The 23,184-nt window shown below is 39.8% G+C and carries 27 protein-coding genes; 17 read left to right on the top strand and 10 right to left on the bottom strand.

The genetic code is table 11. The features are described 5' to 3' along the window. Nucleotides 1-138 precede the first annotated feature (138 nt). The 10 genes from JWQ34_RS12540 to JWQ34_RS12495 all read left to right on the top strand — a co-directional run bounded on the left by JWQ34_RS12540 (nt 139) and on the right by JWQ34_RS12495 (nt 9,750). Nucleotides 139-1,428, top strand: coding sequence for a phenylacetate--CoA ligase family protein (locus tag JWQ34_RS12540; RefSeq protein WP_299357628.1), 1,290 nt, complete (start codon nt 139-141; stop codon nt 1,426-1,428). Between the two features lie 105 nt (nt 1,429-1,533). Then, nucleotides 1,534-3,075, top strand: coding sequence for an aromatic amino acid ammonia-lyase (locus tag JWQ34_RS12535; protein WP_299357627.1), 1,542 nt, complete (start codon nt 1,534-1,536; stop codon nt 3,073-3,075). 4 nt (nt 3,076-3,079) lie between these two features. Continuing rightward, the gene (fabG, locus tag JWQ34_RS12530) at nt 3,080-3,808 is read left to right on the top strand and encodes a 3-oxoacyl-ACP reductase FabG (protein WP_299357626.1); all 729 of its coding nucleotides are present in this window, start codon (nt 3,080-3,082) and stop codon (nt 3,806-3,808) included. Further along, nucleotides 3,805-4,221 (top strand): 3-hydroxyacyl-ACP dehydratase, encoded by a 417-nt coding sequence (locus JWQ34_RS12525; RefSeq protein WP_299357625.1) that lies wholly within the window; start codon nt 3,805-3,807, stop codon nt 4,219-4,221. Before fabG ends, JWQ34_RS12525 begins: the two co-directional genes overlap by 4 nt. After that, complete coding sequence (locus JWQ34_RS12520; RefSeq protein WP_299357624.1) at nt 4,191-5,348, top strand: beta-ketoacyl synthase N-terminal-like domain-containing protein; 1,158 nt, start codon at nt 4,191-4,193, stop codon at nt 5,346-5,348. Before JWQ34_RS12525 ends, JWQ34_RS12520 begins: the two co-directional genes overlap by 31 nt. A gap of 122 nt (nt 5,349-5,470) precedes the next feature. Then, on the top strand, nt 5,471-6,079 hold the full coding sequence (locus JWQ34_RS12515) for a hypothetical protein (RefSeq protein ID WP_299357623.1): 609 nt from the start codon (nt 5,471-5,473) through the stop codon (nt 6,077-6,079). Continuing rightward, nucleotides 6,080-7,279 (top strand): beta-ketoacyl-[acyl-carrier-protein] synthase family protein, encoded by a 1,200-nt coding sequence (locus tag JWQ34_RS12510; RefSeq protein ID WP_299357622.1) that lies wholly within the window; start codon nt 6,080-6,082, stop codon nt 7,277-7,279. A 1-nt stretch (nt 7,280) separates the two neighbouring features. After that, nucleotides 7,281-8,345 (top strand): beta-ketoacyl synthase chain length factor, encoded by a 1,065-nt coding sequence (locus JWQ34_RS12505; RefSeq protein WP_299357621.1) that lies wholly within the window; start codon nt 7,281-7,283, stop codon nt 8,343-8,345. A gap of 4 nt (nt 8,346-8,349) precedes the next feature. Next, nucleotides 8,350-8,718 carry a hypothetical protein gene (locus JWQ34_RS12500; RefSeq protein WP_299357620.1) on the top strand — a complete coding sequence of 123 codons (369 nt, stop codon included), beginning with the start codon at nt 8,350-8,352 and terminating at the stop codon, nt 8,716-8,718. A 6-nt stretch (nt 8,719-8,724) separates the two neighbouring features. Continuing rightward, nucleotides 8,725-9,750, top strand: a complete 1,026-nt coding sequence (locus JWQ34_RS12495; protein ID WP_299357619.1) for a phosphodiester glycosidase family protein — start codon at nt 8,725-8,727, stop codon at nt 9,748-9,750. Here the strand turns inward: JWQ34_RS12495 and JWQ34_RS12490 are convergent. Genes JWQ34_RS12490 through JWQ34_RS12455 form a run of 8 tightly spaced genes read right to left on the bottom strand, consistent with a single transcriptional unit; the run spans nt 9,640 to nt 15,937 of the window. Further along, the gene (locus JWQ34_RS12490; protein WP_230546954.1) at nt 9,640-9,903 is read right to left on the bottom strand and encodes a phosphopantetheine-binding protein; all 264 of its coding nucleotides are present in this window, start codon (nt 9,901-9,903) and stop codon (nt 9,640-9,642) included. The genes JWQ34_RS12495 and JWQ34_RS12490 overlap by 111 nt on opposite strands. 7 nt (nt 9,904-9,910) lie before the next feature. After that, nucleotides 9,911-11,200 carry an ABC transporter permease gene (locus JWQ34_RS12485; protein WP_299357618.1) on the bottom strand — a complete coding sequence of 430 codons (1,290 nt, stop codon included), beginning with the start codon at nt 11,198-11,200 and terminating at the stop codon, nt 9,911-9,913. Continuing rightward, nucleotides 11,200-11,955, bottom strand: a complete 756-nt coding sequence (locus tag JWQ34_RS12480) for an ABC transporter ATP-binding protein (RefSeq protein WP_299357617.1) — start codon at nt 11,953-11,955, stop codon at nt 11,200-11,202. The genes JWQ34_RS12485 and JWQ34_RS12480 overlap by 1 nt, the downstream gene beginning before the upstream one ends. Further along, complete coding sequence (locus JWQ34_RS12475) at nt 11,946-12,962, bottom strand: BtrH N-terminal domain-containing protein (RefSeq protein WP_299357615.1); 1,017 nt, start codon at nt 12,960-12,962, stop codon at nt 11,946-11,948. Before JWQ34_RS12475 ends, JWQ34_RS12480 begins: the two co-directional genes overlap by 10 nt. Continuing rightward, complete coding sequence (locus tag JWQ34_RS12470; protein ID WP_299357613.1) at nt 12,952-13,359, bottom strand: hypothetical protein; 408 nt, start codon at nt 13,357-13,359, stop codon at nt 12,952-12,954. Before JWQ34_RS12470 ends, JWQ34_RS12475 begins: the two co-directional genes overlap by 11 nt. Nucleotides 13,360-13,391: 32 nt before the next feature. Further along, the gene (locus JWQ34_RS12465) at nt 13,392-14,531 is read right to left on the bottom strand and encodes a beta-ketoacyl-ACP synthase III (RefSeq protein ID WP_299357611.1); all 1,140 of its coding nucleotides are present in this window, start codon (nt 14,529-14,531) and stop codon (nt 13,392-13,394) included. 5 nt (nt 14,532-14,536) lie between these two features. After that, entirely contained in the window at nt 14,537-15,436 is a 900-nt protein-coding gene (locus JWQ34_RS12460) for a hypothetical protein (protein ID WP_299357609.1), read from the bottom strand. A 9-nt stretch (nt 15,437-15,445) separates the two neighbouring features. Further along, entirely contained in the window at nt 15,446-15,937 is a 492-nt protein-coding gene (locus tag JWQ34_RS12455; RefSeq protein ID WP_299357607.1) for a hypothetical protein, read from the bottom strand. Nucleotides 15,938-16,068: 131 nt separating this feature from the next. Here JWQ34_RS12455 and JWQ34_RS12450 point away from each other — a divergent pair, with 131 nt between their 5' ends. From JWQ34_RS12450 to JWQ34_RS12425, 6 genes are all read left to right on the top strand, one after another. Continuing rightward, nucleotides 16,069-16,869: an SDR family oxidoreductase gene (locus tag JWQ34_RS12450; protein WP_299357605.1), complete on the top strand. Its 801-nt coding sequence runs from the start codon at nt 16,069-16,071 to the stop codon at nt 16,867-16,869. Nucleotides 16,870-16,974: 105 nt separating this feature from the next. Beyond that, nucleotides 16,975-17,427, top strand: coding sequence for a hydroxymyristoyl-ACP dehydratase (locus tag JWQ34_RS12445; protein WP_299357604.1), 453 nt, complete (start codon nt 16,975-16,977; stop codon nt 17,425-17,427). Between the two features lie 15 nt (nt 17,428-17,442). Next, nucleotides 17,443-18,723: a beta-ketoacyl-[acyl-carrier-protein] synthase family protein gene (locus JWQ34_RS12440; RefSeq protein ID WP_299357603.1), complete on the top strand. Its 1,281-nt coding sequence runs from the start codon at nt 17,443-17,445 to the stop codon at nt 18,721-18,723. Next, a complete protein-coding gene (locus JWQ34_RS12435; RefSeq protein ID WP_299357602.1) occupies nt 18,716-18,973 on the top strand; it encodes an acyl carrier protein in 258 nt (85 codons plus the stop codon). Before JWQ34_RS12440 ends, JWQ34_RS12435 begins: the two co-directional genes overlap by 8 nt. Further along, a complete protein-coding gene (locus tag JWQ34_RS12430; protein WP_299357601.1) occupies nt 18,970-19,611 on the top strand; it encodes a 4'-phosphopantetheinyl transferase superfamily protein in 642 nt (213 codons plus the stop codon). The genes JWQ34_RS12435 and JWQ34_RS12430 overlap by 4 nt, the downstream gene beginning before the upstream one ends. 24 nt (nt 19,612-19,635) lie before the next feature. After that, the gene (locus JWQ34_RS12425; protein ID WP_299357600.1) at nt 19,636-20,556 is read left to right on the top strand and encodes a hypothetical protein; all 921 of its coding nucleotides are present in this window, start codon (nt 19,636-19,638) and stop codon (nt 20,554-20,556) included. Between the two features lie 132 nt (nt 20,557-20,688). On the opposite strand, the gene JWQ34_RS12420 is transcribed toward JWQ34_RS12425, so the two are convergent. Then, the gene (locus JWQ34_RS12420; protein WP_299357599.1) at nt 20,689-21,048 is read right to left on the bottom strand and encodes a hypothetical protein; all 360 of its coding nucleotides are present in this window, start codon (nt 21,046-21,048) and stop codon (nt 20,689-20,691) included. 153 nt (nt 21,049-21,201) lie between these two features. Beyond that, nucleotides 21,202-21,786 carry a hypothetical protein gene (locus tag JWQ34_RS12415; protein WP_299357598.1) on the bottom strand — a complete coding sequence of 195 codons (585 nt, stop codon included), beginning with the start codon at nt 21,784-21,786 and terminating at the stop codon, nt 21,202-21,204. Between the two features lie 248 nt (nt 21,787-22,034). On the opposite strand from JWQ34_RS12415, the gene ald reads away from it, so the two are divergent. Further along, nucleotides 22,035-23,147, top strand: a complete 1,113-nt coding sequence (gene ald / locus JWQ34_RS12410) for an alanine dehydrogenase (protein WP_299357597.1) — start codon at nt 22,035-22,037, stop codon at nt 23,145-23,147. Nucleotides 23,148-23,184 lie beyond the last annotated feature (37 nt).

Below are 23,184 nucleotides of genomic sequence, written 5' to 3'. Positions count from 1 at the left end.
TATAAATAGTTATAGGCAAAAAGTGATTCAGGTGATTCAAAGTGATTCACTATTTTGTGAATCACTTTGACCTATAAAAAGAAAAGAGATAGTACCGTAATTGCGTAAAATAACCTGTAGATTTTGTTTCTTTGTTACATGAGCATAACCGTTACAGCAGATCAAGTGAAAGCAGACCAGGAGCAAAAACTGCGACAGTTATTAGTTCATTTAAATAGCCATTCGCCGTTTTATAAAGAACTGTTTGCGAAGCATCAGATCAATATCAATTCAATAAAAACAATTGAAGATCTGGCCACTATTCCAACCACCAGTAAAGAAGATCTGCAAAAACGTAATGATGATTTCCTTTGCGTAAGCAGGGACAAGGTTATTGAATACGCTTCAACATCAGGCACTTTAGGCAGCCCGGTTACCATCGCGCTTACCGATAATGATCTTAACCGCTTAACCCTTAACGAATATAACTCTTTTATTTGTGCCGATGGTACAGATCAGGATATCTACCAACTTATGCTAACGCTCGACAGGCAGTTTATGGCGGGCATAGCTTATTACTCAGGCTTGCGCAAGTTAGGTGCAGGGATCATCCGTTTAGGTCCGGGAGTGCCTTCTTTGCAGATAGAAACCATACAGCGTTTAAACCCAACGGCCATAGTTGCGGTGCCATCTTTTATTTTAAAGCTGATACAGTTTGCAAAAGATGCCAACATCGACCTTAATAAAACATCTGTAAAGAAGGCCATTTGTATAGGCGAGAACATCCGCAATACCGATTTCTCCTTTAATATACTCGGCAAGAAAATCACCGAAGCCTGGGATTTACAACTATATTCTACCTATGCTTCAACCGAAATGCAAACAGCGTTTACCGAATGTAGTGAAGGCCGTGGCGGCCACTTGCAACCCGAATTGGTAATAGCAGAGCTATTAGACGAAGACAACAAACCCGTACCCGCAAACACTCCCGGCGAGCTAACCATAACTACCCTGGGAGTAGAAGGTATGCCGTTACTGCGCTATAAAACGGGCGATATCTGTATGTATGATGATAAGCCCTGCGTTTGCGGTCGTACCAGTTTACGTTTATCGCCAATAATTGGCCGTAAAAAGCAGATGATCAAGTTTAAAGGTACCACGTTGTATCCGCCTGCCATGTTTGACCTTCTGAATGAAATGGAAGAAGTGCTGGATTATGTAGTAGAAGTGTATTCAAACGAAATAGGTATGGATGAAGTACTACTTCATTTATTGCCTTTAGACGACAGCAAAGCCTGTGATAACCGTATCAGGGCCTACCTACAGGCACGTTTACGTGTAAGCCCGCATGTAAACTATATATCTGTAGAACAGTTGCAAAAAATGCAGTTCCCCGAAGCTGTGCGTAAAGCCGTTAAGTTTATTGATAAAAGAGTTGCAGGCAACTAATCACCAATCTCTGATTACTAATCACTATTTTATATATTTGTCATCCGGCACAGCAAACTATTAGGCTGTATTTGGGTTTAAAAGATTGATTATTAATATTTGCCTATGATAACTGTTGGACAGAGCGTCCTTACTTTAGCTGACTTTAACGATATTGTGTTTAATAAGAAGTCGGTTTCCCTATCCCCCTCAGCTTTAACAAAAATTGAGACCAACTTTAAGTTCCTGCAAAACTTCTCATCCAATAAATTAATTTATGGTATAAATACCGGTTTTGGCCCCATGGCCCAATACAAGGTAAGCGAAGAGAACCTGCTGGCTTTACAATATAATTTGATTCGCAGCCATAGCTCTGGTAGTGGTGCGTTGCTTACACCTACATTGGCAAAAGCCCTAATGGTGGCCCGTTTAAACAGTTTGATACAAGCCTACTCCGGCATACATGCCGATATAGTTGAGTTGCTTAAAGATCTGATAAACAATGATGTAACCCCATGTATCTATGAGCATGGCGGCGTTGGCGCAAGTGGTGACCTGGTGCAGCTGGCCCACCTGGGTTTGGTATTGATAGGTGAGGGTGAGGTTATATATCAAGGCGAAACAAAACCAACTATAGAAGTATTTAATAAACTCCATATAAAACCATTAACCATTCATATACGCGAGGGATTAGCTACTATTAATGGTACATCAGCAATGACAGGGATTGGTATGGTAAATATCATCCAGGCGCAGAAACTGTTGGGTTGGTCGGCTATGTTTTCGGCAATGACCAATGAGATTGTTGAGGCTTATGATGATCATTATTCGCACGAGTTGAATATTGTTAAGCATCACAAAGGCCAAAATAAAATAGCCGCTATGCTGCGCGATATTCTAAAGGATAGCAAAATGATCCGCAGCCGTACAGATCATTTATACCACCCGGATAATATTGACCAGGAAATATTTGAAGATAAGGTACAGGAATACTACTCATTACGTTGCGTAACTCAAGTGTTAGGTCCTATATATGATACTATCGCGCAAGCAGAAGAGGTATTGGTGAACGAGCTAAACTCGGTAAACGATAACCCGGTAATTGACCATGTTAACCAAAACGTCTTCCACGGTGGTAATTTCCATGGCGATTATGTATCGTTAGAGATGGATAAGTTGAAGATCGCTATTACCAAACTGTCTATGCTATCAGAACGCCAGTTAAATTACTTGCTGAATGATAAGCTAAACCTAAAGTTCCCGCCGTTTGTAAACCTGGGGGTTTTAGGATTAAACTTCGGCATGCAGGGCGTACAGTTTACCGCGACATCAACCGTTGCAGAGAACCAGACATTATCCTTCCCGATGTATGTACATAGCATCCCTAACAATAATGATAACCAGGATATTGTGAGCATGGGCTGTAATGCGGCTTTAATGACGGGCAAGGTTATTGATAACGCGTTTACAGTACTGTCAATCCAGTTAATGACTATCTTACAAGCTATTGATTATTTGGCCTGCCAGGATAAATTAGCACCACATACTTTAGATTTGTATAACAAGGTTAGGGCGATCTTTCCTGTTTTTGTGGAAGACTCACCAAAATACAAGGATATGGAGCGGGTTAAGAACTTTTTAGCAAATACTAATCCGGCAATAGATTAATAACATGAAGTGCGCGTTAGTTACCGGCGGATCAAGAGGAATAGGCAGGGCGATCTGTGTTAAGATGGCTACGATGGGTTACTATGTACTCATCAACTATAAAAGCAATACCGAAGAAGCCAACAACACGCTTGAACAGGTAAGAGCAAATGGTGGTGATGGCGAATTACTGCCATTTGATGTAGCGGATAAAGAACAGATAAAAGAAGTTTTAGATACCTGGATAAACGCTAACGAAGATAAAGACATTGAGGTACTGGTAAACAACGCCGGTATCCGCGATGATAGCCTGATGGTTTGGTTAAAAGATGAGCAGTGGGACAGTGTAATTAACACCAGCCTGAACAGTTTCTTTTATGTTACCCGTTTGGTTTTGGATAGGATGATGCTTAACCGTTACGGCCGCATAATTAATGTGGTTTCGCTATCTGGCCTTAAAGGGGTGGCGGGGCAAACCAATTATTCGGCTGCTAAAGCGGGTGTAATAGGTGCAACCAAGGCATTAGCGCAGGAAGTTGGCCGTAGCGGTATAACCGTAAACGCGGTTGCTCCCGGCTTTATTAAAACAGATATGACGGAAGGGCTGGATGAGAAAGAATTAAAGCGTACCATCCCCGTTAATCGTTTCGGCCTGCCTGAAGAAGTAGCGCATGCGGTAGGCTTTTTAGCATCAAAAGATGCATCCTATATAACAGCAGAAGTATTATCAATTAACGGTGGTTTATATTCATGATAGAAGGCGAAAGCATATTATCCTTAATACCCCAACAGCCGCCATTTGTAATGATAGACGAATTGTTATTCTCTGACGATAACATTACCAAAACAAGCTTTATTATCGCTGCCGATAACGTATTTGTTATAAACGGCGAGTTTAGCGAAGCCGGCCTCATGGAAAATATGGCACAAACCGCGGCTGCCGGATCAGGCAATATGGCCCGTATTGAGAATAGGCCGGTTGCTAATGGCTACATAGGCCAGGTAAAAAATTTCGAGATATACAGTTTGCCAAAAGTGGGGGATATACTCTTTACCGAAGTAAAAATAGAGGTCCAGATATTTGATGCTGGCATAGTATCTGGTAAAATATGGTGTAACGAAATGGAGGTGGCACAATGCGAAATGAAGATATTCATCAATCAATAATGCTGGCGGTTTATGTAGTTGCCGATAATATTTACTCTCCGCTAGGAGCTACAACCGCCCAAAACTTTGAGCAAGTTAAACAAGGCATATCCGGCATTAAAAAACACCATAATTTGACTTTAGCGGACGAGCCGGTATATGCTTCTCTATTTAACTCAAACGAAATATCAAATCATAATCAATTAAAATACAGTTTATTCGAGAGTTTACTTATAGCATCTATTGAAGCTGTTTTAGGCGAGAGTAGAATAAGTGCGACAGATACAAAGACGTTGCTTATAGTATCATCTACCAAAGGAAATATAAGTATGTTGGAAACAAATGCTGATGATCCCGACCTGAAAGATCGCATTGCGCTGCATACATCTGCCAGGTTGGTTGCAGAGCATTTTGGTTTTGTTAATAAACCTCTGGTGGTATCAAATGCTTGTATATCCGGCATCATGGCGATACTAACCGGGGCAAGGTTAATTCAATCGGGACAATATGAAAACGTTGTTGTGGTGGGGGCTGATGTAATAAGCAAATTCGTATTGTCAGGCTTTCAATCCTTCCAGGCTATAAGTGCAGAGCCATGTAAGCCGTTTGATGAAAACCGGACAGGTATAACTTTAGGAGAAGCTGCCGCGACTATGATTTTATCATCAAACCCTAAATATACCGACAGTATCAAAGTTTTAGGTGGAGCGGTAAGTAATGACGCTAATCATATTTCGGCACCATCACGGACGGGAGTGGAGCTTGCACAGGCCATTGAGCGTACGTTAAGTATAGCTGGTTTGCTTCCGGATGATATTGACCTGGTCTCTGCACACGGTACGGCAACAAGCTATAATGACGAAATGGAGGCAAAGGCTATTGCTTTAGCTGGATTAGATAAAGTACCGACTAATAGTTTGAAAGGTTATTATGGGCATACGCTGGGGGCAGCAGGTTTGATAGAATCAATTATATCTATACAGTCATTAAAACAAAACCTGATATTGCCTACTTTAGGTTTTGAAAAAATGGGGGTAAGTAACCCAATAAATGTTTGCACAACCCTAACATCAAAGAGATTGAAAACTTGTTTAAAAACAGCATCTGGTTTTGGAGGATGTAATGCGGCGATAGTGTTTAGTAAATAGCTAAAAAAGACTTACGAAGTTCTAAAGCTTCGTAAGTCTGATACTGACAAACTGACATTTTTAGAATATAAATAATTTATAATCAAATATTTAAAAACTTGCATCTAAACAATAACATAACATTGTATTGCACCATTGTAAAAAATGTTGTTTATAAAAATGAGGTGCCGGTTTTCGAGAATCGGGATGCAGATCTGCCTGCGTTTTTGTTATCCGTATACCAGCACTTTGAATTAAGTTATCCCAAATTTTATAAAATGGATAACCTGAGTAAATTGGGTTGGCTGGCATCCGAAGTGTTATTAAAAAATAACGCGATCAAAGATTATCAGCCTGAAGAAGTAGGATTGATCTTATCCAATGCCAACGCTAGTTTAGATAGCGACCAAAAGTATATCAAAACTGTAAGTGACATCCCTAGCCCGGCATTATTCGTTTATACTCTACCTAATATCATGACCGGCGAAATATGCATCCGCAATAATTTTAAAGGGGAGGATGCATTTTTTATCTTTGAAAAATTTGATCCAGGCTTTATAGAGAGTTATGTAAATAACCTTTTAAACAACAATATTTTAAGCGCTTGCATTTGCGGATGGGTTGATGTTTTGGGTGATGACTATAAAGCGGTTTTGTTTTTAGTGGAGAAAGGGAAAGAAGAAAATTCAATACCTCTCTCTAAAAAGAACCTGGATAGCATATTTGAAAATTTAATAATTGATAAAGTATAAATGAGTACATCGGTTTATGTTGCGGGTGTGGGGGTTATTACAGCTATCGGCAATAATGTGGCCGAGAATTTGGCTTCGTTTGAGCGCGAGCAGGCGGGCATGGCCGAAATAACTTTGATAAACACCAAACTGCATGGAGTAGTGCCGGTGGCGGAAGTGAAGATGACCAACGAAGAATTAGCCGCTTTAACGAACTTTTCCTCGCAACAGAGTCGTACTACACTTTTAAGCCTGATAGCCGCTAAGGAGGCCTTAAATGATGCTCAAATAGGAAATCTGTCTGACTTACGTACCGGCTTTGTTTCTGCAAATACGGTAGGCGGCATGGATAAGAGCGAGGATTTCTTTGTGGAGTTTACAAAAGACAACTCAAAAGGTAAATTACGCAACGTGTTTGATCATGAATGTGGCAGCATGACAGAAGCTGTTGCGGATAAGCTGGGAATTACTGATTACATGACCACCATCAGCACAGCTTGCTCATCATCGGCTAATGCCATATTTTATGGGGCCAGGTTGATAAAGAACGATATTCTGGATGTTGTTGTCGCCGGGGGAACAGATTCGTTAACTAAATTTACTTTAAACGGCTTTAATACGCTGATGATATTGGATAAAGAGTTCTGTAAACCATTTGATGAGAATCGCGAAGGCTTGAATTTAGGTGAGGGTGCCGGATATGTAGTATTGGTTTCGGACAAGGTAGCTAAAACATTAAATAAGAAGATGTACTGCAAATTAAGCGGCTACAATAATAGCAATGATGCCTATCACCAAACAGCATCATCGCCGGAAGGTACAGGTTGTTATTTGGCCATGAGCCGGGCATTAGCTAAGAGCGGTTTAGTCCCGGATGATATTGATTACATTAATTTACATGGTACGGGTACACCTAACAACGATAGTGCTGAAGGTACGGCCATAATGCGTTTATTTGGGGAGAATTATCCTGCCATGAGCTCAACCAAGTCATTTACCGGGCATACCTTGGGGGCAAGTGGCGGGATTGAGGCGGTTTTTTCTGCCCTGGCAATTAAACATGGTTTGATCTATCCTAACCTGCGTTTTAATACGCCCATGCATGAGTTGCCTTTTGTACCGGCGAAACACTTCCTGAAAGACCAGCCAGTTAAGCATGTTATGTCAAACTCGTTTGGTTTTGGAGGAAATTGTACATCATTAATATTTTCGGCCATCTGATATGAAAATATTTATACGATCATCAGCCACCATATCGGCCCAAAAAACTTTTGGCGATGTGCCGTTTTTAACCGATCCGGTTGAATACGAAGGCATACGTCTAATAGCAATTGAGCCTGATTATAAGAATTATATAGACCCCAAGCTCATCAGGCGCATGAGCCATGTTATCAAGATGGGAGTAGCCGCCGCGCAGGAATGCTTAAACCAGGTCAATGTCGAAATGCCCGGTGCAATAATTACCGGTACCACATTTGGGTGCCTGGAAGATACGGTTACGTTTTTAACCCGAATTGTTGAGCTGGACGAAGAAATGCTGCCGCCTACGGCTTTCATCCAATCAACCCACAACACGGTTGCGGCCCAAATAGCCTTGATGTTAAAATGCCATGCGTATAACAACACTTTTGTACATAAGGGGATTTCTTTCGAGAGTGCTTTGTTGGATGGAATAATGTTGTTAAAGGAGGGAGAGGCTGATAATATTTTAGTAGGCGGTACCGAGGAAATGGTGGATGTAAGTTTTACGGTATTAACCCGTTTGGGATTATATAAACGTTGGCCGTTATCTAACCTCAATCTATTTAAAACCCTATCAAAAGGTACAATTGGTGGCGAAGGCGCGGCATTTTTCCTGCTTACAGATAAACCATCCGCAGATAACCTGGCCGAATTAGTCGCTATAAAAACATTTTACAGGCCAAAAGATAATCAGGATATCCAATTGAATATCAACCAATTTTTAGCCGCTAACTCACTAAAAGCAGAAGATATCGATTTGGTTATTACCGGTAAAAACGGCGATACTAAAAACGATACGGTTTATGATGCGCTAAGTGATTCGTTATTTGCAAATGCTACATTAGCCAACTATAAACATTTATGCGGCGAGTACCCTACATCAGTGTCATTTGCTTTATGGATTGCATCGAACAGTATTAAAAAAGGCGAGGTGCCGGCTATTGTTGCAGATGGTGAAATAAAAAATCAGTCGCCTAAAAAAGTATTGATCTATAATCATTATCAAAACATATATCATTCATTAATGCTGGTAGCTGCCTGCTAATATTATGCTTAAAGAACCGCTATTTAAGATACTATCGCTTAACAATGAAGGAAGCGCAATTAATGCTGTTTTAGAAATTGATGAGCATAACGAGATCTTTGCAGGTCACTTCCCGGATCACCCCGTTGTGCCTGGCGCATGTATGTTACAGATAGTAAAAGAAGTTTTGGCATCAGCATTAAATATGCCCTTGCGATTAGTGAAGGCGGATAACATTAAGTTCCTTTCGTTAGTAGAACCATCAACCCAAACAGTTCAATTAAGCATAGCTTATCAATTGATAGACAGTGATATTAAGATAATCGCCAACCTAATGGCCGGAGAAGTTGTGTGTATGAAATTAAGCGGGACATTTCAAGAATATAGCAACTAAAACATTATGAAAAAGAGCCTGCTGCTTGTTTTAATTTGTTTGTTATTCGCGCTTAATGCTATTGCTCAAACTGATTCATTGACCTTTGTAAAAGCACCATGGGAAACCAAAACCATAACCGGCGGCGTAAAGTGGAAACATTATTGGTTTAAAAACAATTTGTTTCACTCTAACCAAAACATTAATATTCTCGAGATAAATCTACATAGAAAAGTAAAATTGGCGCTGGGTTACGAGGTAAAGAAATTAAAGCCCGTTGTTGATTTTGCTAAAGAAGACAACGCCATCGCAGCTATAAACGGCGGTTTTTTCGATGTTAAAAATGGTGGCTCTGTTGATTTGATAAAAGTTGATGGAATAGGACTGGCACCAACCCAACTAGCCAAGTCAGGCCAAAGGGTAGATCATCAAAAGGGAGCTCTGATTTTTACCAACGGGGTTTTAAGTATAGGCAGATGGGACGGCAGTACCGATTGGGAAAGCAAATTTAACGCCGATGTTATGGTTGCCGGCCCAATGCTGATATATCATGGCGTAATGGAAAAGTTAGACACTTCATCTGCATTTATTAAAACACGTAACCCACGTACAGGTGTTGCCGTCACCTGCAACCGTATTTTATTGATAACTATTGACGGACGGAATGATAATGCCGCAGGGGTAACCATAGTTGAAATGGCCAAAATAGTAAAATGGCTAAACGCTAAAGATGGTATAAACCTTGACGGTGGCGGCTCGACCACCATGTGGATAGACCATCAAACCGAAAATGGCGTGGTTAATTATCCAACTGATAACAAAAAATGGGATCATGACGGCGCCAGGAAAGTGGCAAACGGTGTTGGTGAAAAGGTAGAGACGCAATGCTTTGCGTCTCCAATGCATGTTAAAGACGCGAATCATCGCGTCTCTACAGTCGTATTATTTCTTCCTATGCTCTTCAATATAATCAGCCATAGTATTAATATCAACCAATGCTTTGCGGCCCTCTTTTGGGTCGCGGATATCAATTCCGTATTCTTTTTTCAATAAAACGATTAACTCTAACGAATCTATTGAATCTAATCCCAACCCATCACCAAATAATGGCTCTTCATCTTTTATATCAGCAGGGGTAAGGTCTGTTAAGTTTAAAAATTGTATGATCTGTACTTTTAGTTGTTCTTTCAGCGCTTCTTTTTCCATAAGGTAATTATATCAAATTTTTTCTTTTCAATCCTAAATAAGTTACGAATTGAATTATAACGGTTATAATAAATAATGAGCCAATATTGTTTAGCACGTCTTTTAATTTAGCGCCCTCTAAAAACAAACTATAATAAGCCTGCAAACACCAGTGCATTGGCGAAAAGTTAGCCATTGTTTTAGCCAAACCCTGCATAGCAAAGCTTGGCACCATTAAACCGCCTATACAGGCTAGTATCACAATAGATATAGCGCCAAAACCGTTGGCCTGCTCTTGCGTATTAGCAAATACGCCCACGCAAATAGAATAACTAACCGCGCACCAGCCGCAAACTAAGGTCACTACAAATAGCGCAAATAAGTCTGATGGTAAATTTAAAGCCGGCAACCCTAAATAAGGGAACAGCCAGATCCCCATAGAAAATATTACAGCGGCCTGCAAAAGCGTTACGACTAAATAGGTGATCTGTTTGGATAACAAGCCTACCAAATAATTTGTCGGTAAAGTTTTTAAGCGGATAAAACTACCGCTCACTTTTTCCCTCACCACACTGCCACCAAGCGACATAATAACGAAGAACATAGCAAAGATGGTCCATGCGGGTACATTATGCTGTGATGCATTAGGTGTAATACGTGTGCCATCTTTTGACGTAGGGAGCATGTTGATGGTGGTATTGCTGTTAAGCATTTCATCTTCCAAGCTTTTAGGTAGTTCTTTTTCGTTGGATGAATAGTAAAGCGTCCTTAAAGTTTGACGTGTTTGCACCAATTGTAATGCGCTTTGGATAGCACCTTGTATGGAGAACCGTAACGATTCTTGCAATACCGGATTATAAAACAAAGTCAATTGATCAATACTAACCGGTTGTCTCTTAACTATCGCTGCCCCACTATCGGCCTGGCCGCTAAAAGCAGTCATGGCTTTATCAGACGCGTTTTTTGCTTTGGTATTTACTTCTGCCGAGAAGTTTGATGGAATGACCACACCTAACAAAGCATCGGTGGTATGCATATTATCTGATACAGCCTTCGCATTTTCCTTCGCAATTTGCGATACCTTAAACATGCCTATTTTATCAATCGCTTCAATTAACTGCTTGCTGGCTTTACCCGTATCGGTATTACAGATAATAATAGACAATTTGTTTTTGTTGACGAGTTGGAAAGTACTGTTTTGGATACCAGTTACCACCACAACCAAAATTATCGGCATAACAAACATCAGCGATATACCTACTTTATCACGAAGCAGGATACGAATGTCTTTCTTTATGGAGATCCAGAGCTTAAACATTAGTTTCGGTACGCCTTTCCGGTTAGGTTAATAAAAAGTTCTTCCAAACTATCATGTTTGTGTTCTTTTAAAAGATCGTCAATATGGCCCTGGGTAATTATTTTACCTTCGTCTATCATGGCTATTTGTTCACAAAGATCCTCGGCTTCGCTAAGCTGGTGCGAGGTATAAATTAAGGTTGTACCATTATCATTAAGCGTGTGTAGGTAGCTAATAATTGCTTGCCGTGTCTGCACGTCAACCCCAACGGTAGGCTCATCTAAAAATAATACCTGCGGGTTATGTATAACGCCGATAGCCAGGTTTACCCGGCGTTTCATCCCGCCAGAAAATTTTTCGACAGGCTTATTACGTACATCTTCCAAGCCTAAAATATGCAGCAACTCATCGGTACGCTTTATAATTTCTGCTTTATTTAACCCGGCCCATGCGCCAAAAAACTCCAGGTTTTCTGCAGGGGATAACTCCTTGTAAAAAGAGAAATCCTGCGGTACAAAACCAAATAGCTTGTTTACTTCTTTGTTTTGGGTGCCGGCCTCTTGTCCTAATAACTTAATACTTCCCTCGTTGACAGACAGTACCCCAGTCATTAAATTCATTAATGTAGTCTTACCCGCTCCGTTTGGCCCGAATAAGCCAAAGCGGGTACCTTTTATAATTTGTAAGTTCAAATCAGCAAATGATACGTCAGTATTATCGGGATAACGGAACCCCATGTGCTCAATACTTACTGCAAGGGGTGGGGTTACTTCCATTTTATATTTTTTAACGCTGTAAAAGCTTTTTTTTCTATTTCCGCAATCTCCAAAAGGTAATCGCCCATTACATTAAAATCTTCCTGGTTGCCTAAACGACCTTTGTAAATACCGGCCGCTTGCACTGCTGCGGTTCGCCATAGGTCGCCCGATACAGTAAAAGATTGCGATATTTCCAACAACTCATCATTAGGTATATACCCGTATGCTTCCTGCAAGAATGCACCGTAAATATACCTAAATCCGCCGCCGCCTGTACCTATTTCTTCCTGCATCCGTACCAATTGCGCTAAATACAAACCTGCATCTTTCAAGCCCAGTTTATCGCGCCAACCTTTAATTTTTTTGCCGGTGTACCTAATGCCATTAATCCCGACAAAGGGCCCGGTAAATGGTGACACCATGTTCCACACATTTTTCTCGATGCCTTTTATGATGGCTTTTTTAATTTGATCGTCAGTAATAGCCTTTGTTTCTTTTGGATAATATAACTGACCGTTAGGTGCTAAAGCGCCTTTTGCAAATCGAACACGTTCTAACTCGTAAGCTGTCATGGTGTTTGTGCTTTCCATTACGGGGTCGCTTACCATATAGTTGCCATCTTCGGTGCCATAAACTATTAAGTTATGTGCATTGAAGTGGAAACGATATTCTTTGGGAAAATAAGGCAGATAATAAACACCAACCTGGCAACCAACCGGATGGCCGGTAGCAAGGCACTCGTTTAAAAACGCTTCTGCCGCTTCTTTTGATTTGAACTTTTTACGAACAACCGGAATATCCAAAGCCTTACAGGTACGTTTAAATATTAAACCCGGCAAAGTGCGGAAGGCAATTATAGGCCCGTTATTGATTTTTAGCAATGGTATATATACAAAGAACAAGCCCGCGCCAATGCCAAATGCCAATGGCTCGGTTATTTGCTGTACGCCTGCATTTTTTAACAGGCTCATGGTTACACCGTTTTCGCAGTGTGCTGCCTGTATGTGTTCAAAATCAAGCTTCATTAACAGTCATTGTTTTTAGATCGGCTACGCTTACGTTAAACACTTCGGCATATTTTTCCAGTTTTTTGTAGGATAGGTTATTAAACACATCCGGTTTTAAATGACGTTTAACCTGCCATTGCCAAAAGCCGGTATAGCCCGCTAGTATTTGTATATCCATTAAGCCTTTTTCCATAAAGAATAGGATAGGGCTTGCTCCGTTATTTAATACTTTTTGTTTTGCTGCCGCGATGCGTTCTTCAACCTGCTGCCAGGCCGTGTCTAAAGCGGTCGACTTTACTTCCCAGCCATTGCTTAATTGCGTTGTGTATTTGCCGGAATCGTCCGTAGCATAACAAACTTCTTTGGTTATTTTACCCAAAGCGCCAAGATCTTGCGGAACGTCCTCTTTTTTCATGTTTATATCTTAATTGCCAACAAGATTTGCATTTAACAAACCGTCAGCATAGCATACATGTATGAGAAACGCGAGCTTTCCGGAACCAGCAATAATATCTTTTCGCCTTTCTTTAAGCTGCCATTGTGGAACAATTCATCTATCATTAAATAGACAGATGCCGCGCCAACGTTACCAACAGTGTAAAGGTTAATGAACCATTTCTCGTAAGGGATACCGCCGCCGTAGATCTCTACCAGGTCATATATTTTACTCCTGAAAAAGTTACTGGATATATGCGGCAAAAAGTGATCGATATCGCTTGCGGTCAATCCTTTTTTATCAAAGATCTCTTTTATTTTTTTGCCGCCAAGCGGGACGATGTTATCGCTCAATAAATTAATATCCTGTTTAACGCTGAATATAGATTTAGTCATGATCTCTTCGGGCGTGTAATCCATAAAACCTTTTAAGGTTCCATCAGCCTGCTTATCAGCGCCCATATACATACAGGTTTCCATTTCATTAGCGAACGATACACCTTCTATCCAATTGATCTCCAGACTTAATCCTTCTTTATTAGGTTCATCGCTTAACTGAAACGCCGATGCGCCGTCTGATAACATCCAACGTAAAAAGTCTTTTTGGAAAGCGATGAATGGGTTATCTGTCAGCTCTTTTAATTTCTGCGCTTCTTCTTCAAATACATCAGATACCAGTAAGCCCGAAAAACGTTCAGATCCGGTTGCTATAGCAGACTTTATTTCGCCTGCTTTGATAGCCAAATAAGCAAATTTAAGCGAATGCATACCCGCACAGCAAACACCCGATGGTGATACTACTTCAACAGGCCCCATTTCCGGTAACCAGCCATGCGTCATCACACCATGCGATGGCATCATTTGATCGGGCGATGAAGTGCCGCATGATAGTAATTCTATATCTTTTATTTTTTCGGGGTCGTCTTTAAATAATTCCTTAACCGCCAGGGCCGTCATTTCGGCATTGGTATGTGTTGGTTTGCCGCCTTTAGTTAAGGCATAATAACGGTTTATAATACCGTTATTGCGTAGTACAATGCTTTTTGATTTTGACGGTTTATCATTAATATAACCCAGGTATAATTCCATATCGTCATTTGGAACGGGTTGGTTAGGTAGAAATTTAGATGTATTAGTAATATAAACGGGCATACCGGTTAATTTAAATTTAAATAATATTGTTTTTTCGCCTTAATGCGTTTAGGCGATGTAAACCTGAATAAAATGGCATCCAAAGTAATTAATATGGGTGCGCCTACAAAAAAAGCAATTAACAAGTAATATTTATAAGCCCTTATCCAGGGTAATTTATTTTTCTTTTTAGCTATAATATTAGCCCAAACTTTAAATATTTTGCTGGCTGTACTTTCAATAACCATCAGGTTATAATTTAATACCACAGCTTTATCCTTGTCAAGCTCATCCTGCAATCCGTCCCAATTATTATTGACTAAATGCGGTATTACGCTTTCACCAAATACTTTGGTATGCTTTATATCCGCATCTGAAACACCGGGAGGGGGGAAAATGTTTAGATAACTGTCTTTTTTTCCGTGTAACATCCAATGGAAGATAGTAATAAAGCTAACAGGGTTAAGATGGGTATCAACTAACGCTATATTACCCACCAGGTTAGCCTCGGTAGCACGCAATAATTTCTTTACCCTTACAAAAGCACTTAACCACATATTACGCGCACCAGTCGCGGTAATAACGGGTGTGTGTTTTAGTACGGCCCTCAATTCGGGGTTTTGCATTAATGAGTTAAAAGGAATACTTGGCGACAAGAACCAGGCTTGGTAACCTAAAACCACCAAATCATATTTAGTTTCTTTTAATTCGAAAGGCTGCAGCTCTGCCGGAATGTCCAACTGGCAATCAGGCATTACACTAAAAAAAGTATCTGCGGTCCACGGGAAGGCTGGTTCATCAACTAATCTTACACGTACTTTTTCAACCGAGATACCGGCATTAATCAACGGCTGGGTGAAATTATCAATGATATCGCCTAATTGGCCCGACTGCGAATAATAGATAGCTAATACTTTTTTACTCATCCTGATAAACTAGTTAAGATCCTGCGCGTGCAATAGTTTTGAATTTTTGGTGTAATCCATAATAGCATGCTGTACAACAGGTGATAAGTTCTTATAGGCTTTAAGGATGATCTGTTTATCAGCCTCCAAATCAGCACGGTATTTAACTATTTTAGGTGCATGCTCCTGTATTGCAAAACGCAGGAAATGAAATTCAACATTATCTTTATCAGCAGCAATTGCTGTGTCAAATTTTATACGGCCCGCTTTAAAGAATTTTAATTTTTCGGCAGGGCGTTTTACTAATCCCGCTTTACGCATTAGCAATGCACCAGTATAACCGTCTTTTTCTGGCGATGAAGATGCGGCAACCAAATCTATTTCATTATTAACCTCATCTAAATTACCGCGGTCCATAACGGTGTAAAAGGCAGCTTTATCCAGCTTTTGCTGAATAGTTTTACTAAGAACAATCGTGCCCGGCAACAACAAAAGCAAGGCAAATATTATTCTTTTTTTCATAGTTGGTTTTTTCGATGTCAGTTGTCACAAATATAGCCAATAATAATACTTTGCCTAATTAAGTAGGCGGCATAAGCTGTAAATTAGCAAGATTTGCGTTACTTTTAGACTTTAATATTTACAAAAGTTAAGTGCAAAATAATAACAAACAATTTTCTGGTAACTGGGCTGTGATTTTAGGCGGATCAAGCGGTTTTGGATTTGCCGCGGTTGAAAAACTGGCACGGCATGGAATGAACATTACTGTTCTTTATCGCGAAACGGCAGCAGCAGAGCGCGAACTAAAAGCAAGGCTTGCAGAAATTGCGGCAGTAAACCAGGTTACCATTGATCCATATAATATTAATGCGCTTGATGCAGTCGCCCGTACCGCTTTTATTGAGCAATTTGCTACAGGTAAAAAACAGAAAGTTAAATTACTATTGCACTCTATAGCACGAGGCAATTTAAAGCCATTGGTTAAAGACGGCGATAAAGAAGCGCTAACACAAGAAGATATCCAGCTAACTACTTATGCCATGGCCACCAGTATGCTGGACTGGACAAAAGACCTGTTAGCTGCTGATCTGTTTCATACAGACGGCCGAATTATTGGCCTAACCAGTGAAGGCTCTACAAAGTATTGGGAAGGGTATGCCGCCGTATCAATCGCCAAGGCATCATTAGAGAGTTTAACAACTTATATGGCTGTTGAATTAGCAAAATATGGTTTAAAAACTAACCTGATTTTGGCAGGTATCACTGCCACGCCATCATTAAAAAGAATACCCGATAGCGAAAGGTTGATCGAACATGCAATGGCCAGGAACCCATCCGGAAGAATTACAAAACCAGAAGACGTTGCGAACGTTATATACCTGCTTTGTACAGATGAGGCGGCATGGATAAACGGAACGGTGATTCATGTAGATGGTGGGGAGCATTGTAGGTAGTTATAAAAATGTCATTTCGATGAGGAACGAGGAGGAATCTATACACAGCCATTTGCGCGTGTATAGATTTCTCACTATCGTTCGAAATGACACTAAGGAAATTAAATGAACGATATATTAAAATATTTACCCTACAAATCATCTTTCCTTTTTGTTGATAATATATCAGCATTAAGCGATGATGGCGTAATCGGTGATTATACTTTACGCAGTGATGCTTTTTTTTATGAAGATCATTTCCCCGGTAATCCGGTAACGCCCGGCGTTATTATTACCGAGATCATGGCGCAAATAGGGTTGGTAGTATTGGGTATACATTTAATGGTTAGCGGTGTTCAGGAAGGTGTGGTAATGGATGAGGGATCATTCCCATTATTAACTTCAACCAATGTAGAGTTTTTTAAAATGGTATTGCCCGAAGAAAAAGTTACGGTAACTTCTAAAAAACAATATTTTAGGTTTGGTAAACTAAAATGTTTGGTCGAGATGCGGAACGCAGATGGCCAATTAGTTGCAAAAGGTGTATTTTCAGGCATAATTAAAAATGCGATTAAATAATATTAAGTATAAAGAATGGGTAACCGCGTTGTAATTACTGGCCTGGGCGTAGTATCGCCAAACGGATTAAATATTCCGGATTTTTTGCATGCCATACAAAACGGTGTATCGGGTATCAGGTTTATTCCAGAGTATGAGGACCTGAAATTTAATTGCCAGGTAAGCGGCGTGCCTGAGTTTGAGTGGGACGATCTACGTAATTATATTACCGAAACCAGCTTATACGGTTTAAAAGGTAAAGGCATAGCTTATGGCATAAAAGCCGCATTAGATGCCTGGATGGATGCCGGTAATGAAATTGTAGCCGAGGACACGCTTTGGGAAACGGGCTGTGTTTTTGGCAGCAGTGTTGCCGATACTGATGTTATAAAAAATGCCATAACGCGAGTTGATGCCCGCGAATCAAAAAAACTAGGCTCGCGCGTGGTAGAGCAGATTATGAATAGTGGGGTAACGGCTTATATATCCGGCAGGTTAGGTTTAGGTAATAAGATAATTAATAACTCTGCCGCTTGTGCTACAGGTACGCAATCTATTTTAATGGGTTATGAGTATATTAAGTTTGGCATGGCCAAACGCATGGTGGTAGGTAGTTGCGAGTATGTAGACAGATATGTTTTTGGCGGATTTGATTCTATGCGCGTATTATCACGCAAATTTAATGACGAGCCGGAAAGAGCATCGAGGCCCATGAGTGCGTCCGCAGGTGGTTTTGTACCGGGATCGGGTGCCGGGGCATTGGTATTAGAGGACCTGGATTTTGCCTTGGCACGTGGCGCGAAAATTTACGGAGAACTGTTAGGCGGATCAACCAACTCTGGCGGACAACGCAATGGTGGAAGTATGACCGCGCCGGGACCCGAAGGTGTAATTAAATGTATTAGAGAAGCAATTGCTAACTCAAATATTAACGCAAATGATATTGACCTGGTGAGCGGCCATTTAACCGCAACTATTGCCGATAAGATGGAAATTAAAAACTGGGTGCAGGCTTTAGGGCGCAATGGCGATGACTTCCCGATGGTTAATTCATTAAAATCTATGGTGGGGCATTCGCTGAGCGCGGCGGGTTCTATAGAGACTGTCGCGGCTGTTTTACAACTAAAACATAACTTTGTACATGCTAATTTAAATTTAGAAGACCCAATCCCAGAAATTTTAGATATAATTGGGGCAAACAATTTACCTGTTATTAAGGTAGACAAGGAGATTAACACTGTAGCAAAGGCTAATTTTGGTTTTGGTGATGTTAACAGCTGTTTAATTATCTCAAAATATAAAACGACTGATGGATAGAAAAGAAATTTTAACTGAATTAAAAAAAGTACTGGCCCCATATACCGAAAGCAAGGAGATGTTGGATGGGATTAATGAAGATACAGACCTGATAAAAGATTTAAAGATCAACTCGGCTAACCTGGTTGATATTATTATAGATGCCGAAGCGCAATACAACATCGAAATTGATTTTGACGCTGCCGAAAAAATGTACAACGTTGGAAATTGCATCGATGTAATTTCCGAAAAAATAAACAAGCTTGCGTGATAAGCGCCGGCAATGATATTGTCGCGCTAAATGCTATTGATAAACGGCGTACTAATCTGCCCGCATTTTATTCGAAATTTATTACCCCGTCAGAGTTAACGCTTTATAACGAATCCGATATTTCTTTTCAGAATTTTGTTTGGCTGTTATGGTCAGTTAAAGAGTCTGTCTATAAATATTTAAAAAGGGGAGATGGTGATTTGGTTTTTTCTCCATCTAGAATAAAAATACAGCAGATTGATGTTGCTGATGGGTTTAGTAATTGTCCGCTGCAAACAGACGAATCAATAGATCTTTTATATTCCGGGCAAACTTTATTTAGTAGTGATCAACTTTATTTCCAATCGTCAATAAATAAAAACTTTATAGCTACTGTTGTGAATGATGATGCCGGTTTTGAGCAAATATACTGGGTAGTAAAGTTGATTGATAAGCCTGATCATGCAAGCCAATCAAAAGCGGTACGGTTATTTGTATTAGACAAGCTAAACAGTTTAATTATAGAAGATGACCTCTGGATCAATAAACACCCGATAGGCTATCCCATTTTATTGCATAATAATCAACAAATAGATATTCCCATATCTTTCGCGCATCATGACCGTTATGTATCATATTCATTTCAAATTCCGAAATAAAAATTAAATCTGCATTTTTACGATATGCTATCTGCTTTTATTCGCCAGTACACATTAATTATCGTAATCGCCGTTGTTTGCTTCTCCTGCAAATTTGATGATCCTATAAAAAACAAAATATCTTTCGAACCGGTAAAACGTATTACTTATATCGAAGTACGCCGCAGTTTTGATAACGGTTTAATATTTAATAAAGACGGTTATCAACTAGCGCCTGTATGGAAACTAATGTTCTATTCAGACAAATGGGCGAGTGTCTACAGTCCGGATAAAGATAAGTTCCTCAATTTTCCGGTTACATTAGATCACGATTCTATTTTCAATATTTCGGGTACGTGGCTAAAGGCAATGCATATAAGTAAAGACAGCTTAAAGTTCCAGGTATTAAAGGTGGAAGGCAAAACGGTTTACTACGTAAAATCAAACGTGTACATGACCATGTACGCCGATAATTACATTAAGAATGTATTGCACAAAACCGCGAATGATTTAAAGAAACCACTAAGACGAGATAGTTTATATGTTATAAAACGGATAGCAGATCTGGGCGCCAGGGTTGATAGTTTCTTTGCCGCCCGTAACCCCGTACAATTTATAAGTAAAACTCCGCTGGCGACAGTGGTTAAAAAAGGGGTGGAAGCAGATGTTATGAATAAGTGGGATGCATCTGATGAATATATGTTTCCGGAATATACCATTCACATTAAAAAGGCCTATGAAAATTTCTCTTATTCGTTTTGGGCAACGGTTGATACGCAGGGACAGATACGTTACCAAAAATCATTAACGTATGTATTCCCCGAGTTTGTAAAATCAACAGATCATACTATAAAAGCAATTGTAGATGGTTACTTAAAATCTTATTTCAAGGTAATTCCGGGTACTACATTAGGCATCCCTCACAATAGTGCTATTTCTTTACACGTAATAGGCCGAAAGAAGTAACTCAAATTTAATTTAGATGTTTATGAAGTGAAAGACGGTAAAATAGTTGCAGAACAATTTTACTATAATATAGGATAGAGTATTTATGTAGCAATGCGCCGATATATCGGTGCATCGCTACATGATTTTTTTTTATTTCTTAATTGCAGGCTTTGCTGGTGCTTTTGCAGCGGCGGGTTTAGCTACCGGTTTTGCAGGGGTAGCTTTAATAGGCGCGGTCTCTACTGCAACAGCAGGAGTTTTTGCAACGCTAACAGGCGGCGGAGTTATAGTTTTTTTAATTACAATGTTTTTAACTTTTACGCTTGTTAATTTGGCTAACTTCTTGGCCAAATTCTTCGCCGCTTTTTCTATAGATTTCTCAGCTTTTTTCACACCCGGTAAAAACTGACCTACCGTAATCTTTATTTGTGCAGCAATTTTATCGCCTAAGTCTTTCTTTAAAGCTTTCTTGGCTTTTTTTGCTATTGAGTTGTTTTTCGCTTTTTTCATTTTGTGGTATGTGGCTAATCAATTAAGTTGTGAATTGAATTTTTGCAAAGTTAGGTTAATGTAATATGTATTTAATATTATGTTTATGTTAACAACTGTTTGTATGTTAAGTTTTTTTATTCGTATTTAATTAGAATAGAGCCTGTTATAAAATTAAAAATTTATCACCATTCCCACCTTTTGCCCATCAAAAGTAATAGGATTTTTTATCAGGAACTTGCGCAGTTTATTGCCGATACGCCTCTCCGAAGTGTACATGGTAGCATCAAACAATAACAAAAAAGCGCCCTGCAAAATCACTGCTGACCCATATCCACGGCACTGGTCGGAATTATTCATATTACCACGATGGTTTAAATATATACCCGCGCCAATATAGATCACATCTAATCCGCCATTTACCAGGAATATCTTTTCCAGTTTATTTTGCTCTTTTAAGCTTTCTTCCGGGGGGTAGGTTTTGTTCTTGTCATTTATAGTGTCTGTGTATCCCAATATAGCTGCCCCAAGGTTAGCTACGTTCCAAATGGCATTCATTTGATGGAAGTATTTGGTTTTACCATTGGTGCTTGCCCAGCAAATACCGTCAACAGCTATATTGGCTATTGCCCAACTGCCCAAAACCTGCATGCCAGTATTTTTAATATAATTACGCTCAAAGTTTAATGTTTGCAAACTATCTTGGGCCAGGCAGTTAATACTAATGAACAAAAGAAATAAAGTGAGGATTTTTTTCATAGTATTTTACATTAACCTCCATATACGGGCTTTGTTTTGTCATAGCAAGTTAAACAATTAACTCCACCAAATTTTATTTGGTTACAAAATCTTCAAAGGCAGATTATTTGATTATTTTTGGAGTCTGAAATTAACTGTCTCAGGATTATACCGCTAAACTTATATCAATCCGCTTTTGCGGTGATCGGACTTGTAAAATGAGTTCGATTATTGATAATTTATTTATCTCATAAAGTAATACTATAAAAATGACAATTGGCGTTCCAAAAGAAATTAAAAACAACGAAAACAGGGTGGCCCTTACACCGGCAGGTGTAGAAGCATTAGTTGCAGCAGGTCATAAGGTATCAATCCAAAAAACTGCAGGCGAAGGCTCTGGTTTTACCAATACAAGCTATGAAAAAGCAGGTGCAACGCTAGTTGACACTGCTGCCGAAGCATGGGGTGCCGAGATGGTGATGAAGGTTAAAGAACCTATTGAAAGCGAATTTCAATATTTCCGTAATGATCTGGTATTGTTTACTTACCTGCACTTAGCTGCCGAGCCCAAACTAACAACCGCATTATTAGAAAGCAAAGTTACCGCCGTAGCTTACGAAACTATACAGTTACCAAATGGTACATTACCATTACTTACACCAATGAGCGAAGTTGCCGGCCGTATGGCTGTACAGGTTGGCGCGAGTTTTTTAGAGAAACCTAACGGTGGTAAAGGCGTGTTGTTAAGTGGGGTACCAGGTGTACGCAGGGGTAAGGTTACTATTATTGGTGGTGGTGTAGCTGGTACAAATGCTGCTAAAATTGCCATTGGTTTAGGTGCCGATGTTACTATTATTGATAATAATTTAGACAGGCTGCGTCAACTGGATGATATATTTGGTTATCAGATATCAACTCTTGCTTCAAATTCAAGCAATATTGCCAAAGCGGTTAAAAACTCAGACCTGGTTATTGGCGCAGTTTTAATACCGGGAGCAAAATCACCTAAGTTGGTTACAGAAGCCATGATCACTACGATGGAGCCGGGTTCTGTAATTGTAGATATTGCAATTGACCAGGGCGGTATGTTTGAAACTGCCGACCATGCAACTACGCATGATAACCCGGTTTATATAAAACACAATGTATTGCATTACTCAGTAGGCAATATGCCTGGCGCAGTACCAAATACTTCAACTATAGCACTTACTAATGCCACTTTAGGTTATGCGTTGCAAATTGCTAACAAAGGATACAGCAAAGCGTTCTCTGATAATCCTGCATTATTAAAAGGATTAAACACGTTTGATGGTTCTGTAACTTACAAAGCAGTGGCTGATGTTTACAACTACCCATTTATGGAACCAAGATTTAAAAACTAGATATTATTAAACACAATTCTAAAAAGCCATTTACTCA

Origin of the sequence: Mucilaginibacter sp. (genome assembly GCF_028288185.1) — a bacterium.
In the GTDB taxonomy this organism is placed as follows: Bacteria; Bacteroidota; Bacteroidia; order Sphingobacteriales; family Sphingobacteriaceae; genus Mucilaginibacter.
This window is presented reverse-complemented; position numbering and strand designations above follow the sequence as displayed.

Coding starts and splice junctions, on each gene's coding strand:
- JWQ34_RS12540 (WP_299357628.1), top strand. CDS start 139: ATGAGCATAACCGTTACAGCAGATCAAGTGAAAGCAGACCAGGAGCAA.
- JWQ34_RS12535 (WP_299357627.1), top strand. CDS start 1,534: ATGATAACTGTTGGACAGAGCGTCCTTACTTTAGCTGACTTTAACGAT.
- fabG (WP_299357626.1), top strand. CDS start 3,080: ATGAAGTGCGCGTTAGTTACCGGCGGATCAAGAGGAATAGGCAGGGCG.
- JWQ34_RS12525 (WP_299357625.1), top strand. CDS start 3,805: ATGATAGAAGGCGAAAGCATATTATCCTTAATACCCCAACAGCCGCCA.
- JWQ34_RS12520 (WP_299357624.1), top strand. CDS start 4,191: ATGCGAAATGAAGATATTCATCAATCAATAATGCTGGCGGTTTATGTA.
- JWQ34_RS12510 (WP_299357622.1), top strand. CDS start 6,080: ATGAGTACATCGGTTTATGTTGCGGGTGTGGGGGTTATTACAGCTATC.
- JWQ34_RS12505 (WP_299357621.1), top strand. CDS start 7,281: ATGAAAATATTTATACGATCATCAGCCACCATATCGGCCCAAAAAACT.
- JWQ34_RS12500 (WP_299357620.1), top strand. CDS start 8,350: ATGCTTAAAGAACCGCTATTTAAGATACTATCGCTTAACAATGAAGGA.
- JWQ34_RS12495 (WP_299357619.1), top strand. CDS start 8,725: ATGAAAAAGAGCCTGCTGCTTGTTTTAATTTGTTTGTTATTCGCGCTT.
- JWQ34_RS12490 (WP_230546954.1), bottom strand. CDS start 9,903: ATGGAAAAAGAAGCGCTGAAAGAACAACTAAAAGTACAGATCATACAA.
- JWQ34_RS12485 (WP_299357618.1), bottom strand. CDS start 11,200: ATGTTTAAGCTCTGGATCTCCATAAAGAAAGACATTCGTATCCTGCTT.
- JWQ34_RS12480 (WP_299357617.1), bottom strand. CDS start 11,955: ATGGAAGTAACCCCACCCCTTGCAGTAAGTATTGAGCACATGGGGTTC.
- JWQ34_RS12475 (WP_299357615.1), bottom strand. CDS start 12,962: ATGAAGCTTGATTTTGAACACATACAGGCAGCACACTGCGAAAACGGT.
- JWQ34_RS12470 (WP_299357613.1), bottom strand. CDS start 13,359: ATGAAAAAAGAGGACGTTCCGCAAGATCTTGGCGCTTTGGGTAAAATA.
- JWQ34_RS12465 (WP_299357611.1), bottom strand. CDS start 14,531: ATGCCCGTTTATATTACTAATACATCTAAATTTCTACCTAACCAACCC.
- JWQ34_RS12460 (WP_299357609.1), bottom strand. CDS start 15,436: ATGAGTAAAAAAGTATTAGCTATCTATTATTCGCAGTCGGGCCAATTA.
- JWQ34_RS12455 (WP_299357607.1), bottom strand. CDS start 15,937: ATGAAAAAAAGAATAATATTTGCCTTGCTTTTGTTGTTGCCGGGCACG.
- JWQ34_RS12445 (WP_299357604.1), top strand. CDS start 16,975: ATGAACGATATATTAAAATATTTACCCTACAAATCATCTTTCCTTTTT.
- JWQ34_RS12440 (WP_299357603.1), top strand. CDS start 17,443: ATGGGTAACCGCGTTGTAATTACTGGCCTGGGCGTAGTATCGCCAAAC.
- JWQ34_RS12435 (WP_299357602.1), top strand. CDS start 18,716: ATGGATAGAAAAGAAATTTTAACTGAATTAAAAAAAGTACTGGCCCCA.
- JWQ34_RS12425 (WP_299357600.1), top strand. CDS start 19,636: ATGCTATCTGCTTTTATTCGCCAGTACACATTAATTATCGTAATCGCC.
- JWQ34_RS12420 (WP_299357599.1), bottom strand. CDS start 21,048: ATGAAAAAAGCGAAAAACAACTCAATAGCAAAAAAAGCCAAGAAAGCT.
- JWQ34_RS12415 (WP_299357598.1), bottom strand. CDS start 21,786: ATGAAAAAAATCCTCACTTTATTTCTTTTGTTCATTAGTATTAACTGC.
- ald (WP_299357597.1), top strand. CDS start 22,035: ATGACAATTGGCGTTCCAAAAGAAATTAAAAACAACGAAAACAGGGTG.